General features: G+C 43.4%; 12 protein-coding genes. 9 read left to right on the plus strand and 3 right to left on the minus strand.

Translation table 11 applies throughout. From position 1 onward, the window contains the following. Positions 1 to 136 precede the first annotated feature (136 nt). From FTU82_RS07330 to FTU82_RS07345, 4 genes are all read left to right on the plus strand, one after another. Positions 137 to 2893: an autotransporter assembly complex family protein gene (locus tag FTU82_RS07330; protein ID WP_074383215.1), complete on the plus strand. Its 2757-nt coding sequence runs from the start codon at positions 137 to 139 to the stop codon at positions 2891 to 2893. 36 nt (positions 2894 to 2929) lie between these two features. Continuing rightward, on the plus strand, positions 2930 to 7453 hold the full coding sequence (locus FTU82_RS07335; protein WP_180085853.1) for a translocation/assembly module TamB domain-containing protein: 4524 nt from the start codon (positions 2930 to 2932) through the stop codon (positions 7451 to 7453). Positions 7454 to 7788: 335 nt separating this feature from the next. Continuing rightward, positions 7789 to 7989, plus strand: coding sequence for a hypothetical protein (locus FTU82_RS07340; RefSeq protein ID WP_005170554.1), 201 nt, complete (start codon positions 7789 to 7791; stop codon positions 7987 to 7989). A 313-nt stretch (positions 7990 to 8302) separates the two neighbouring features. Continuing rightward, positions 8303 to 8506, plus strand: coding sequence for a hypothetical protein (locus tag FTU82_RS07345; protein WP_005097198.1), 204 nt, complete (start codon positions 8303 to 8305; stop codon positions 8504 to 8506). Positions 8507 to 8594: 88 nt separating this feature from the next. Here the strand turns inward: FTU82_RS07345 and xseB are convergent, their stop codons facing one another. Both xseB and xseA read right to left on the minus strand, forming a co-directional pair. Next, complete coding sequence (gene xseB / locus FTU82_RS07350; RefSeq protein WP_005170556.1) at positions 8595 to 8789, minus strand: exodeoxyribonuclease VII small subunit; 195 nt, start codon at positions 8787 to 8789, stop codon at positions 8595 to 8597. After that, positions 8779 to 10050 (minus strand): exodeoxyribonuclease VII large subunit, encoded by a 1272-nt coding sequence (gene xseA, locus FTU82_RS07355; RefSeq protein WP_180085851.1) that lies wholly within the window; start codon positions 10048 to 10050, stop codon positions 8779 to 8781. Before xseA ends, xseB begins: the two co-directional genes overlap by 11 nt. Before the next feature lie 350 nt (positions 10051 to 10400). Between xseA and FTU82_RS07360 the strand changes: the two genes are divergently transcribed. From FTU82_RS07360 to FTU82_RS07380, 5 genes are all read left to right on the plus strand, one after another. Then, positions 10401 to 10835, plus strand: coding sequence for an I78 family peptidase inhibitor (locus FTU82_RS07360; protein ID WP_005097195.1), 435 nt, complete (start codon positions 10401 to 10403; stop codon positions 10833 to 10835). 114 nt (positions 10836 to 10949) lie between these two features. Further along, entirely contained in the window at positions 10950 to 11309 is a 360-nt protein-coding gene (locus FTU82_RS07365; RefSeq protein WP_005097193.1) for a hypothetical protein, read from the plus strand. Positions 11310 to 11525: 216 nt separating this feature from the next. Beyond that, on the plus strand, positions 11526 to 11795 hold the full coding sequence (locus tag FTU82_RS07370; protein WP_005097192.1) for a hypothetical protein: 270 nt from the start codon (positions 11526 to 11528) through the stop codon (positions 11793 to 11795). A 297-nt stretch (positions 11796 to 12092) separates the two neighbouring features. Continuing rightward, positions 12093 to 14732: a bifunctional aconitate hydratase 2/2-methylisocitrate dehydratase gene (locus FTU82_RS07375; RefSeq protein WP_005097191.1), complete on the plus strand. Its 2640-nt coding sequence runs from the start codon at positions 12093 to 12095 to the stop codon at positions 14730 to 14732. A gap of 96 nt (positions 14733 to 14828) precedes the next feature. Next, positions 14829 to 15389 (plus strand): hypothetical protein, encoded by a 561-nt coding sequence (locus tag FTU82_RS07380; RefSeq protein ID WP_257221934.1) that lies wholly within the window; start codon positions 14829 to 14831, stop codon positions 15387 to 15389. Here FTU82_RS07380 and FTU82_RS07385 read toward each other — a convergent pair. Then, positions 15324 to 15598: IS30 family transposase (locus FTU82_RS07385; protein ID WP_180101186.1), on the minus strand; the 275-nt coding region annotated here is incomplete at its 5' end. The two genes, FTU82_RS07380 and FTU82_RS07385, sit on opposite strands and share 66 nt — an antisense overlap.

A 15598-nucleotide genomic window follows, 5' to 3' on the forward strand; every position in this document is an offset into this window, starting at 1 on the left:
GTTATGCGTAAACATTGAGAAAAATCATGTAAGATACTTTCAGCCATGTAAAGGTAAAAACCAATCAATTAAGCTCTTTAGCTTATATTTTTCGGTCAAATAATCAATTAAAGAATGTATTCGTTTCGAGTTTGCCATGCCTGCAAAGAAAAAATTTAAAAAAACGATGCTTCATCGCAGTATGGGGTCGCTTATACCACTTCAGAGTGGGGCACAGCTGTGTATGAGCATTTTTTTTATGATGTTATCCCATCAGAGCATGGCACAAACCGAACAGCCTGAAACACCTGTGGCCATTTCTCAGGCAGAAATGGTAGATGAACTGTCCAAAGAAGCGATGCGACAGGGACTGGTCACATCTGAAAATGAAGCCACCGAAAAAATTGAAGAAGCGATACAGCCGGAAGCATCTGTCGACAGCATGTTGATGCTGGAGCAACAGCAAAATGCAGGCTCCGGTCTGGACGTATTTACACCGATCCAGTTCGATGATCTGGAAGAGCTGCCGATCCAGTCCATTGACCAGAACATGGCGAATGAAATTTATCGTGAGGCCGAGCAAGCCAAGCAGGAAGCACAAAATTATCGCAATACCCAGACCGCTGAAACAGTCGTAGCAGATATCAGTCAGCAAGAGTTACTTGAAATCAATCAGGCACCTGTAAATGTCGACCAGTTGATGCAATCGATTCAGGCAGACAGCCAGATTATTGTACAAAATAATGAAGCCGGCATGACTTTGCCAGAAGTAACGGGGCCACTTGTTGCTGAAGATGAGAAACGTCCCAATATTTTTAAACGACTATTTTATAAAATCCGTCCGCCACGTCAGATCATGACCGCGAGAGTTCCGCGAATTAGTGCGGATGTGGTGATTATGAACGGCGAAGGTATTGCGCAAAGCAATGGTATGCTGAATCGTAGAGCTGAGCCTGAAGGCTATCTGAATTTAAGAAATAATGTCAAAGCCAAACTGTCCAGTTTTACCCAGGAGTCTTTTGGCGACTTTAATTCCGCTTTGCCACAACTGCGAACCTTGTCCCGACAGGCGGCACAGGCAGTCGGTTATTACAATGCCCAGTTCAGGTTTGAAAAAATCTCTGATAGTCGCGTTCGGGTTTTTGTCACCCCGAATGAACCTGTGCTGATCACTACACAAAATCTGGAATTTAGCGGAGCGGGTGCGGAACAGCCGCAATTCCAGGTCATCAGTCTTTTGCCTGAGCAGGAAGAGGGCGATATTTTCAATCACGGCAATTATGAACAGACCAAACAACGGATTAATACTGCCGCCAATAACAACGGTTATTTTGATTCATACTGGCGCTTGCATGATGTCAAGATTGCACAGCCACAAAATACGGCCGATGTAAATCTACGTTTCGAGACAGGCGAGCGTTACAAGCTGGGCAATGTCGAGTTTAGAATGAGTGATCCTGAAAAGGAATTTCCGCTGGATCGTGATGTACTCGAAAGTCTGGTCACCTGGAAAGATGGTGCAGACTATACCTTCTGGCGAGTGAATAGCCTGGCCAATAACCTGACCAACTCGCGCTATTTTAACTATACCCTGGTGGACGCAATTCGCCCTGATCCGGTTGACAGGGAGCTGGAGCTGGCACCGGATATTCAAAGCCTGATAGAAGAACAGAAACTTTCTGAAGATCAGGCGACTGCGACACAGCCTGATCGCTCAGTGGCATCTGCTAAAGAAGTCACTCAAAATGTCGTCGATGAAGACCAGTTTGCCGGTAGCCGCGATCAGGAAAATCCAAATTTAAGAAGCTTGCGGGTCGAGCAGCAGACCAAAGAAAATGAGCAGGAGCGTTTAAAGGCACAAGCGCGGGAAGAGAAGAAAGTTCCAGTGATTGTGACTTTAAATGCAGACCGTTTAAACAGTGCTGAACTGGGTCTGGGTTATGGAACAGATACCAATATCCGTCTACGTGGTCAGTACCGCCGCGCCATTGTAAATAAGCGCGGACATTCTTTTGATGCCAACCTCGAGTTGTCCGGTATCCGGCAGTCCATCGATGGTCGTTATAACATTCCTTATCACCATCCGCTGAATGATTATGTCAGTATTGTCGGTGGTTATGAGCGCGAAGAACGTGATGGCGTGGCTCAAGGTGAAGGTCTGCAAATTGAATCGGCAGTGCTGGGTGTAGACCGGATTATTAAAAACCCGCTGGGTAACTGGCAGCGTACTTTTGGAGCGCGTTACCGTCTGGATCGCTTGAAGCAGAATGGTTCTGTTGATTTTAACCAGATTCCGGAAGCGTTTCGCTTTAATACCGAAGATGAACAGCAGTCGTTACTGGTCGGTTATGAAGTTTCACGTACCGATACCGATCGTCGGGTCAATCCGACCAAGGGTTTCAAGCAGACCTACAAAGTCGAGCTGGGTAGTGAGGCGTTATTGTCTGATGCAGATATGGCGATTGTAAATGCAGGCTGGCGTTTTATCTATTCATTGGGTGAAAATGCAGATCATCAGTTTGTTGGACGTGCCGATGCCGGTTATATCTTCACTGAAGATTTTGCCAAAGTGCCGTATAACCTGAGATATTTCACCGGTGGTGACCAGAGCATTCGTGGTTTTGATTACAAGAGTCTTTCTCCGGAAATTGAAGGCTTTAAAGTCGGTGGTCAGGCCTTAGGGGTTGCTTCCTTAGAGTATAACTATCAGTTTAGGGAAGGCTGGCGTGCTGCGGTTTTTGCAGATGCCGGAAATGCTTATAATAAAGAGTTCAGTAATCCGACCGAATATGGTGCGGGTGTGGGGATACGTTGGGCCTCACCGATTGGACCGATTCGTATCGATGTGGCGACTGGATTGTCTGATGACAATCACCCAATTCGTCTGCATTTCTTTATTGGTTCGCAGTTATAAAACATCATTTTTTAAAAATAGTTATTTGGGTACATCATGGTCGAGAACCAACCACAGCCAGAACAACAACCACAAGATAGCGTTGTGCCGAAAAAGCGCCGTATATTGAGAAGTATCCTGTTGTCGGTACTTTTCTCACTCATTTTCCTGCTCTCTGTGCTGGCGCTGCTGTTTTCGACCAATCAGGGCAGTAAGTTCCTGCTAGATCAGGTATTACAACGCCAGCAAATTATTCATTATGAATATGAAGGCGGAAATTTATGGCGTGGAATTATTCTTAAAAATGTGCTGGTCAGCCTGAAACCGGTCGATGTCAAAATTGATCGTGCTGATGTAAAACTGGGCTGGCGGGCGATCATCAAAAAAGAAATTCATCTGAATGAAGCAGATGTCCGTAACCTGCAAATTATTAATAAAACTCCGTCTAGCAGCGAACCTTTCAAGTTCAATGCCATCCGTTTGCCTTTTGTGCTGCGCGTCGATCATTTACTGCTGGATCATTTGGTGATTAAAACCCAAACCACGGCAGTTGATTTTTATAATATCGAATTAAATGATGCGCTCTGGTCTGGTACCGAATTAAACTTTGAAGATTCCCGCATGGATATGGGTTATCTCTCGGTGCGTGAAGCGACGGGTAAAATGCAGTTTGAAGGCAAATATCCACTGGATGCCCGCGCAATCGTCAATCTGCCTTCTTTAAGAGACAGCTTGAATATTCATGATATTCAGGTTCGGGCGCGTGGCACGCTGGATACGATTCAGGCAGGCGTAGCGACCAATACACCCGATTTATTAACCGGTTGGGCCATCGTACATCCAATGCGGCCCCAGGTGCCGATGCGTGGCGAGTTAAAATTTAAGGATTATAACTGGCCGATTCTGACTGAGCAGAAACTGTTTACCAAAGACGGGATTGCCGAGTTCAATGGAGATATCGATCGTCTGGACTTGAACGTCCGTACCGACCTGAGCGGTGAAAATATTCCACAAGGCCAGTATAACGCGGTGATGTATACCGATCTGGTCAATCAGCTCAACATTACCGATCTGAATGGCCAGCTGATGAAAGGTGCGGTTAGCCTTGCCGGGACAGTGGGCTGGAAAGACCGGGTCAGCTGGGATCTGAACGGACGATTAAACGGAATTGATCCTAAGCATGAACGTATCCCGCAAGTCGTACAAGACTTTTTACCACCTAGCCTGGATGGCAATATTGCCTCAAAAGGCAATCTGGAAAATGGCCTGCATCTGACGGCGCTGGTAGATTTTGACCGTTATGAAACTTGGAATATCAAACTGGATCAGAATCCGGTTAAAGACAATAAAGCACAACCGATGCTTCTGGATGTTGCCTGGCAAAATATCGACCGCGCCGTACCCTATGTCGGCTGGCTCAGCAGTCAGTCTGGCGATGTGAAACTGGCACTGGTCGAAGGCCAGCAGAATATTCATGTGGCAACCAAAGTCGAACAGCACGAACAAGGTCTTCTGCCAGCAGGCATGTATCAGGCCAAACTGGATCTGAAAAATAATATTCTAAATGTGCCGAGCTTCAATTATAGCGCCAATGCACAGGCAGGTAGCTTAAGCGGTCATGCGCGAATTGAACTGCCACAAGAAAAACGCCAGTTGAAATGGACTGCATTATTAAACGCCAAAGACTTAAATACCCGAAGTCTGGCTGCGGCTTCACCGATAGACCGTTTAAATGGCCAGATCAAGGCCAATGGCTATGCACAACCCAATCAGCAGATTATTAAACTGTCTAATGTAGACCTGACTGGGCGCCTGGCAGAACAGAACGAAACAGTACGTCTGACCGGTAACAGTACCATTGCTTTATTATTCCATAATGAAAAAGCCGGCGGTGGTTTTAGAGGCTATGCAGTCAATTATGATGGGGCTTTAAATGCCAGTCAGTTGCAAGCCAGTCAGGGAATCCTGAAACTGCGTGTTTCAGGTACACCAGAAGTATTGAGAGTCAATGAATTGCGTCATGATGGTATCGCTGGCAAGATTAATGCCAATGGTCTGGTGAATCTGGCAAATGGTATTGACTGGGATATTAACGCTTCATTAATCCGCTTTAAGCCGCAATATTTTAATGCCAACCTGAAAGGCGAGTTGTCGGGCAATGTAAAAACCCAAGGGGTTTGGTCAGATGCCTTAAAACGCATTCAGATCCAGCGTTTGAATCTGGCCGGTATGTTAAATAACAAGCCGGTACGAGGCACAGGTAATTTATCAGTCATTATTAATTCAAATCAGCGTGGTTTTGTTCCAGAGCAGTTTGAAGCCAATAACCTGTTCCTGTCTTATGCCAGCAACCAGATTCAGGCCACCGGCAATGCGCAGAATCTGCAACTCAAAGTCAACGCACCAGCATTGTATGAGTTATATCCGGGCTTAAGAGGTCGTGCGCAGGGCTATATCAATATGCAGGCGCAGCCACGTTTGCAGGCTTCGGCAAATCTTTCGATTGATAATTTTGCCTTTAAAAACCTGATGAGTGTGCAAAAAATTCGTGTCCGCGGGCAGTTGCCGACCTCGCAGACCACAGCAACCTTATTAACTGCCACAATGGATCGCTTGCGTAGCGGTTCACGGGAAATTGTACGCGGGGAAATATCACTTGCCGGTACTCGTGCGGCGCATATCCTTAAAGTTCAGGCAGAAAATAAACTGTCAAAATTCTTTGTGCAGCTGGCCGGTGGCTTTAATGCACAAAATAACTGGCTGGGTCAGATTCAAAAAGGTGATTTTGACTCTTTGCGTGCTCATTTAGTACAGCGTCAAAATGCGGCAGTGATTTATAATGCGGCCCAGTCTGATCTGTTTGTCGGTGCACATTGCTGGATGAGTCAGCAAAGCCAGTTGTGTTTTGATCAACCGATTCGGGTCAATAAAACCCGTGGCAGCGTATCCTTTGTGACCCAAAACCTGGATCTGGATGATTTCAGTGCATTCCTGCCTGAAGGGCTGGCATTGACCGGTAAAGTGAACGGTTATGCCAAGGCAGCCTGGGCGCAAGGTGCTAAACCAAAAATCGATGCGCGTCTGGTCACCCGAAGTGGTGTGGTCGGCTTATCTTCGGAAGACCCGGATTATTTAGGTTCTACCCTAAAATATGATGAAGTGGGTCTGGTGGCAAAAAGTGTCGCAGAAGGCTTGCAAGTTCGACTGGATGTAAAAACTCCGGATATCGGGACAGGGTATGCCAATGTCATTATTGATCCATATCGGGACAGTAAACCGATGCGTGGCGAAATTGCCTTTAATCAGGTGCAGCTTAAAGTCTTTAAACCCTTTATTCAGGACATCCGTAATCTGGATGGCACCTTGTCCTATGCCGGAAAAGTGAGTGGAACCTTAACTGATCCTTTGCTGGAAGGTGAGGTTCGAGTCAAAGATGCTTCGATCAGCATGATCTCCTTGCCGGTGAATCTGACCAATGTGCAGTTGTATTCATCGATACGTCAGAATTCTGCCAGTATTAATGGTGCATTTAACAGTGGTCGTGGCGTGGGTAAATTGACCGGTTCAGTCGACTGGAAAGGTGATCCGCGAGTACAGTTAAAACTGCAAGGTGAAAATCTGCTGATTCGTCAGGCACCTTTAATTACTGCCGTGGTTACGCCCGATTTAACCTTGGACATGTATCCATTCAATAAAAAGCTGAGTCTAAGTGGTACGGTTGATGTGCCACGTGCACTAATTTCTATGCCTGAAGCCTCAGAACCTGTGGTCGGACTTTCTTCAGATGTACGTGTGGTGCGTGAAGGTGATGACCAGCTGGCTATTCTCAAATCGGCCCGTCCTTGGGATATTCGGGCTGATGTGGCGGTTTCTCTGGGTAATCAAGTGATATTCCAGGGCTTTGATAGCCGTATTCCGCTATTGGGCCGGGTCAATCTGTCACAGCGGGGTCTGGAAACTGCGATGCGTGCCAATGGTGCGATCGGGGTATCACAGCGGGTGAAAATCGAAGCTTATGGTCAGAGTCTGGATCTGAATCGTGCCATTGCCCGTTTTAATGGTGAGTTGACCAATCCGACGCTGGATGTTGATGCCAATAAGTCGGTTCAGGGAAGTACGGTCGGGGTACGGGTGACGGGCACTGCTTCAAGCCCAAATATTCAGATTTATAATGATGCTGGCTTGTCAGAGCAGGAAGCTTTAAATGCCTTGATTACTGGTCGTATCAACGAAGGTGCCTCCGGTTTAAGTCAGGCTGAAGGATTCAGATCTGATGTGAATAATACCATTGCCGCAGCAGGTATCAGTCTGGGCCTGGGTGGAACCCGCGCGCTCACCAACCAGATTGGACGGACGTTTGGCTTGAGTGGTTTGGCACTAGATGCACAAGGAACAGGGGATGATACCCAGGTGTCGGTGACCGGCTATATTACCCCTGATTTATATCTTCGTTATGGTGTTGGGGTGTTTACCCCGGTGAACAAACTGACTTTACGTTATCAGGTGAATCAGCGTCTTTACTTGGAAGCGAGTCAGTCCTTAGAACGTGCAATTGACTTGTTCTATAATTGGCGTTTCTAATCATAAGGACAGATAAATATTTTTAAATGATTGCTAGATTTCATTAGATATCTTTAATTGATCAAGAAATGGTCAATTTATTCATATTTAAATAGATGCTGAAAATACCCTCATCCTTCTGGGATGAGAAGCACTGCTTCGCAAGAGGATGAGGGTATTTTATTTATAATGATTAAAAAATGACTTATCAAAGAACGCTATTATTTATTGATATGTATCTGGCTTGAACACCGCAATATAGATCCGGTTACACAAATGATCATGCTTGACCCTTGAATGAAACGATCAAATGTTTGAGCATGATATTTTCTGGGTTATAAAAGTGATGGATCGCCATGATAGATGAAGAAAAGCCGTTAAACTTCGATGATGACAATGAGCCTCAAGATTTCGAAGATGAAGAGTTTATCGATGATAAGAAAGAGGATGAGCTGTACAACACGATTACCAAAGATGGTTCAAGTGTTGATCCTGCAGATGATGGCACGCGGCATATTCACCCTGAAGATGGTGATCCCATAGAAGTTGAAGAGTAAAGACAAAAGCCCAATTCAATATTGGGCTTTTTATGTTCGTGATTTTCTTTGTCATGAAGTACAGTGCTTTGGGTATACACCTGTAGAAGCAATGAATATCAGAATTTAAGCGCAATGGGCTGCAAAAAAGTTGTGAAATATGGCTGAAATTATGTTTCTGTTACATCCTTAAGAAAAATGAATGAAGCAATAAATCAGCGCTAAAATATAAAAAATCAATCAAATCAGATCATAATAAATTGAAAATCAATAAAGCCTTAATAAAATTAGGTGTATATTGAAAGTACAATTTCACTCATCAGAGTATGTTCGCATGGCGACTAAATTTATAATCCGTTTTGCAATGATTCTATTCGCTGTACTTATTTTGACTGCGCTTTCGATTCAATTTTTCTTTGATCCAGAAGTGACTGTGGTTTTATGGATCTTCGCTGTACCCTTTATTCTGGGGGTGCCAATTTTAGCCTCTGTCGTATTGGCAAGCAATGAGGAACTGGATATTCATAGCGTAAATTAAATTGAAAAAAGCCCTCATTTTTTGAGGGTTTTTTATGACATAAAGATGCTTAAATAGCCTAAGCTACTCAACTAGAGGCACTCAATCACTAATCTTTAAATGTGTCATTTAGCGCACTTTGCACCGCTTCAACACGTGCCTTGCAGGCTTTATAGGCGCTCATGGATTCTTCCACGATTTTCATCAGATTATCAATGTCCGGTTCTTGCTGAGATTCGAGCAATTCCGCATTCTTTTTCAAGATGTCATAGCCTTGCTGGAAGCTTAAAGTATCATGAGTCATGGGGAAGTACCTGTATAAGTTGTGCTGAAAAAATGCCATCCTGCAGTTCTACCTGAACCGGATCGCTGGGCTGAATCTGGTTGATAGAACCCACCACATGTTCTTGCTGACGTACGATGGCATAACCTTTCGATAAAACATGTCGTGGGTTTTGCAATAGCGTTTCCCGCATCAGGGCATCTAGCTGCTGATTGATTAGTTGGGTATGTTGCTGAGCCAGACTGGAGGTATTGGCCTTGATCTGTTGCAGACGTTGCAGGGCATCCATAATTTGGCTGTTGGCCAGACTTTGAATGAGTTTTAAGAATTGATCATTCTGATTTTGGTAGGCCTGAATTTGCTGTTGAGATAAACGCTGAATCCGCTGTAAATAATTCAAGACATCTTGTGTGAGTTCGACTATATGATTGCGAATTCCGGCGATGACTTTACTCGGAGTATCAAAGGAGCGATGCGCAATCTCATCCAGAATGGTGTGGTCTTTTTCATGTCCGATGCCCACCCAAATCGGAACCGAGCGTTTACAGAGCAGGGCAGCCAGATCATAATCATTTAAATAAGCCAGATCATTGACTGCTCCGCCACCCCGAATAATGACGATTAAATCTGGCGCAGTGTCATAGGTTTTCGCCCATTGTTTCAGAGCTTGTGCCAGACTCTGCATAATGCTTTGCGGGGCAGAATTTCCCTGAAAAGTCGCAGTGTGATAGATAAACTCGCAAACTTGCGCACGATGTAGTGCATCGGCATCTTTTCTGAAATCTCCGAGACCTGCTGCGTTTTCGGGAGCAATCACTAAAATTCGGCTCAAATCAAAAGGGCTGGGCAGGTTTCTATTACGCTGAATCAGCCCTTCAGCGCTTAGCCTGTCAATAATCTGCTGATAACGCCGGGCAATATCACCCAAGGTATAACCCGAGTCAATCTCGACGATATTTAAAGAAAAACCATATTGTGGATCAAAATTGGCTTTGACTTTAATCAGAACTTTGAGATCACGACTTAATTCAATCCCGCTTTCACGTTCAAATTGAGTGACAATTTTCTGGGCGCTAAATTTCCAGATGGTGGCTCGGCAACTGGCAATGACCTGATCGCTATCAGCCTCTTTTTCTGCCAGTTCCAGATAATAATGACCTGCTTTGATACTAAGGTTGCGAATCTCAGCTTTGACCCATACCGGCGTATCGAAAGTGAGTTTGACCACTTCCTGAACTGTCGCAAGATATTCCTTGAGGGAGAGTTGGAGATCGTCTGTCATGCCAGTAGAAAGTTTAAAATTCAATCAAATAGTAAATCAATCTGGCAAAGATCACAAATCTAAAAATGCAGTTATTTAAACTTTATATAATGACATTGTATTGATAATGGAATGAAGAATCACTTAATTGAGAACGCTAAATTAGTATTCTTTTCAATTTAAACAGATTCCACGCATCTCTAGCTTCAGCAATCAAATAGTTGGCAAGATAGCAATACTGAATTTAGCAATACTTTTATTCTTAAACTTTATTGAAGGTGTTTGATTAACAATGTACACAGACTTGTGCCTAGAAAAGGTATGGAGATATGCTAAATTAGTGCAGAATTATTGAAGAAGAATACACGCTCATGAAAAAAACAATGCTGTTCGGTTTGCTGGCGGTTGCTTTAAGCGCCTGTACCACTACACCACAATCAGAAACGGAAGCGCCCAAAATAGGTATGCCAAATCCTGCGAGCGCTTATTGTGTCAATCAGGGTGGCAAGCTTGAAATACGTAATGAAAGTAATGGCCAGGTCGGATATTGTCATTTAAAGAATGGACAGGTGGTAGAAGAGTGGGAGTTGCTGCATATGAACCAGCCTAAATGTATTGCCGATCAGGCGACGGCATTGGTCGGTCAGTCCAACCTGACTGAAGCGCAAATCAAACAGAAAACCCAGGCGCAGATTGTACGTATGGTCGAGCCGGGTCAAGCAGTCACCATGGATTATCGTGAAGAGCGTGTGACAGTAACCGTAGATCCTGCCAGCAAAAAAATTATTCAGGCTTCATGCGGTTAAGTATTTAAAAAACAAAAGCCCATTGCTGGGCTTTTTTAAATTTAGAGTCATACTTGCATTTTAAATGACAAATCTTCCCCGATCTTTTATATTGCCCCTCGGAAGGAGAAACTCATGAAAAAGTTATTGGCTTTATCGTTTATGCTGGCTCTGGCCGGTTGTGCCGAGAAGAAACCCTTAACCCCTGAAGAGCAGTGGCAAGGTTATTGTCGAAGTGTGGGGAATGCCGCGCGGACCATTATGCTGGATCGTCAGAATGCGATTGAGAAAGAGAAAGCAATCGAGCATGCCCTCAAGATCGATGATGAAACCACCAAAGGTTTTATTCTGAACATTATTGATGAAGTCTACGCACTTCCAGCCGAAGAGATTAAGGCAGATGTAAAAGCAGCCCGTGAAAAAGTCCGCGCTGAGTTTACTGAAAAATGTATTGCCACGCCGCATGATGAATTACCAGATTACAAACCGTTCTAGGGAACGGTTTTTTTTAATGGCTGAATCGGGCATAGCAGCATCTCTTTAAAAAAAACTATCAACCCGAATAAAAGACAAAAAACCTCTACTTAATAATAAAAAAATAGCCTAAGCAAAATGTACACTTTGTGACAATTTCTAAATCTAAAATATAGAAATACTTATCTTTATATTGAATAATGAATTTAACTCCAATTACCCGAGGAGTAACACAATATGCAAGTCGTCAGATATTTACATCATTCTGATCTGCTCTTAGAAGATGAACATGGTGTAGTCATTATTGCTGGTAGTCGCTATGTCCTGAGCGTAGGCGACAAAGTATTTTTAAAGAAGGTGCTAGAACAAGAAAAAAAGCTGTATCAGGTGGATATTTCCTTTGCCAGCAATAATCACAGCACGATGTGTGAAGATGAATGCGTGGTGAAATTCAAAGGCTGCCGGGATTCATATCAGCAATATTTAAACTCGACCACTGTACACTAAGGTGGAGTATCTTTTTAACTTCAAATCAGGCAACATCATGGTTGCCTTTTTTATGCATTAAATTCAGTTAAAAGGGCCTGCTCATAGGCTTGTTTCTTGAGATCTGATCTAAAAGTGATTATTGAATAATCATTAAGAGCATCATTTAGTTATAAAATAACGAGCATCACAAAGAAACACTTGAGTTGCATTAACTTTTAACTGGAAATTTAGTAAAATTTCGGAGTCCATATTATTTGTGAAGCTTGGAATAAGCAGGAATTCATAAGTAATTTTTTAAAAAAGAGGAATAACACTGTGCTAGAAGCTTACCGCCAACACGTTGAAGAACGTGCCGCACTCGGAGTCCCACCGAAGCCACTTGACGATGCCCAAACCGCTGCATTAGTTGAACTACTAGTTAACCCGCCAGCTGGTGAAGAAGCATACTTGGTAGATTTGCTTGAAAACCGTGTACCAGCAGGTGTTGACCAAGCTGCATATGTAAAAGCTGCGTTCCTGGCTGCATTGGCAAAAGGCGAAGCAACCTCTCCACTTATTTCTAAAGAACGTGCGGTTTACTTGCTAGGTACTATGCTTGGTGGTTATAACGTAGCGCCTTTAGTTGAACTTTTAGACAACGCTGAACTTTCTGAGCTTGCTGCTGAAGCGCTTAAGAAAACGCTTCTTGTATTTGATGCATTCCACGATGTCGCTGATAAAGCAAAAGCGGGTAACGCAAATGCACAAGCTGTTATGCAGTCTTGGGCTGATGCTGAATGGTTTACTTCACGTCCAGACGTTCCTGAAGAAATCAAACTGACAGTTTTCAAAGTCACTGGCGAAACCAACACTGATGACTTGTCACCTGCACAAGATGCTTGGAGCCGCCCGGACATTCCATTGCACGCAAATGCAATGTTGAAAAACGTACGTGACGGAATCAACCCGGAAGTTCCTGGTGAAGTTGGTCCATTAAACCAAATCAAAGAATTGATCGCGAAAGGCAACCAAGTTGCTTACGTAGGTGACGTTGTTGGTACAGGTTCATCTCGTAAATCTGCAACCAACTCTGTGCTTTGGTTCTTTGGTGATGACATTGCTCATATCCCGAACAAAAAAGACGGTGGTTACTGCCTAGGTTCTAAAATTGCGCCAATTTTCTTCAACACGATGGAAGATGCGGGTGCATTACCGATCGAGATCGATGTTGGCAACATGAACATGGGCGATGAAATCGTTCTTAAAATCGATCATGCTGCTGCGAAAGTTTCTGCATCTAAAGACGGTGCTGTAATTGCTGAAGCTGATCTTAAAACACCTGTACTTCTAGACGAAGTTCGTGCGGGCGGTCGTATTAACCTGATCGTTGGTCGTGGTTTGACCACTAAAGCACGTGAAGCTTTAGGTCTTCCAGTATCTACGTTGTTCCGTACTCCGGTTCAACCTGCTGCAACTGGCAAAGGCTTCACTCAAGCACAGAAAATGGTTGGTCGCGCTTGTGGTCTTCCTGAAGGTCAAGGCGTACTTCCAGGTACTTACTGTGAACCTAAGATGACCACTGTTGGTTCGCAAGATACCACTGGTCCAATGACGCGTGACGAATTGAAAGACTTGGCTTGCCTAGGTTTCTCTGCTGACCTTGTTATGCAGTCTTTCTGTCATACCGCTGCGTATCCAAAGCCAGTTGACGTTCAAATGCAACACTCGCTTCCTGATTTCATCATGAACCGTGGTGGTGTGTCTTTACGTCCAGGTGATGGTATTATCCACTCTTGGTTAAACCGTATGCTTCTTCCGGATACTGTGGGTACTGGTGGTGACTCGCATACTCGTTTCCCAATCGGTATTTCGTTCCCGGCGGGTTCTGGTCTAGTAGCTTTTGCTGCAGCAACTGGTGTTATGCCACTTGATATGCCTGAATCTGTACTTGTGAAGTTCAAAGGTAAAATGCAGCCTGGTATCACACTACGTGACCTGGTACATGCAATTCCTTACTACGCAATTCAAGCGGGTGACTTAACTGTAGAGAAGAAAGGTAAGAAAAACATCTTCTCTGGTCGTATCCTTGAGATCGATTTGACAGAAATGGAAACTGACCTGACTGTTGAGCAAGCATTCGAATTGTCTGATGCTTCTGCTGAACGTTCAGCTGCTGGTTGTTCGATCACGCTTTCTGAAGAGAAAGTTGCTGAATACCTTCGTTCAAACATCACTATGCTTAAGTGGATGATTTCTGAAGGTTATGGCGATGCGCGTACAATGGCTCGTCGTGTTGAGAACATGGAAAAATGGTTAGCGAATCCATCACTGCTTAAAGCGGATGCGGATGCTGAATACACGAAAGTGTATGAAATCGATCTAGCTGACATTAAAGAACCTGTTCTTTGCTGCCCGAACGATCCAGATGATGCAAAACTTCTTTCTGACGTTCAAGGCGTGAAAATTGACGAAGTATTCGTTGGTTCTTGTATGACAAACATTGGTCACTTCCGTGCGACTGGTAAATTGTTAGAGAAAGTTCCAGGTGGTGCATTGTCAACTCGTTTGTGGATTGCTCCGCCAACGCGTATGGACGAACATCAGTTGATGGAAGAAGGTTTCTATAATATTTATGGTAAAGCTGGCGCGCGTACTGAAATGCCAGGTTGTTCATTATGTATGGGTAACCAGGCACGTGTAGCTCCGAACACGACTTGTGTATCGACTTCTACTCGTAACTTCCCGAACCGTTTAGGTCAAGGTGCTAACGTTTACTTGGCTTCTGCTGAACTTGCTTCTGTTGCTGCTGTATTGGGTAAATTACCTTCTCCAGAAGAATACCAACAGTACGCAGCTCAAATTGACAGCATGTCAGCTGACATCTATCAATACTTAAGCTTCGACAAGATGAGCGAATATACTAACGCTGCTAAAGACGTTGATACGAAGAAAATTGCTGCTGCTCAGTTGACTTAATATTAAGTTGATTAAAAAGTAGTTTAAAATAAGGGCTGATTGATCAGCCCTTATTTTTTACGAAAAGAAGAATTAAATTCTATTTGAGCGATGTGAATGGAAAGGTTAATAGATCCAGATTATTTAAATGCTAATCAAGGTGTCTTAGCTTTACTAATATTTTTATTTGGTATGGCAGTGACAGTTGTTAGTATAGTTGTAAAATATTTTAATAATAAACCTAAATTTAAAATTACTACTATTGAAGGTCCAACTTTTACTTGTACTTTTGAAACAGGAAATGTTTTTAATGGGCATCAAGCTCATATAACAGCAGTGGCTCTTTATTTAGATATAAAGAATGTTGGTAAATTACCTTGTGGTATAGATAAGATTTTCATTGGGTATAAATGGAATATAATCCCTTTTAGTTTTAATTGGCTTAAATATCGTTTCTTGGGTTGGTTTTGGCTAAAAGAGCAGGTAATAGCTTTAGATGATTTTCAAGTCAAAATTGGTGATAAAATTAAGGTATATCCATTTTTAACTCAGTTAAATACGCTTTCTCCTGCCAAAGTAGAAAAATATATAGAAGTAGGAAAAGGGGCGAATTCAAACATGAGGTGCGACAGTTTCAAAAGCCTTATGATAATCAACAAGCTGAGCAAATTTCTCTAATGGTGTAAGCCAATCTAACGCTTTTCTAGGGCGAGTATTCAGTGACATGGCAACTTGATTTAAATAATGCTGATCTGCCTGGTTTAAATCAATCCCTTTAGGTAAATATTGCCTAATTAAACCATTCATATTTTCGCATGTGCCTTTCTGCCATGGCGAATGTGGGTCACAGAAATATACATCTATGCCTAAATCTTCTTCGAGGATTT

This window comes from Acinetobacter sp. YH12151 (genome assembly GCF_013418355.1).
In the GTDB taxonomy this organism is placed as follows: Bacteria; Pseudomonadota; Gammaproteobacteria; order Pseudomonadales; family Moraxellaceae; genus Acinetobacter; species Acinetobacter pseudolwoffii.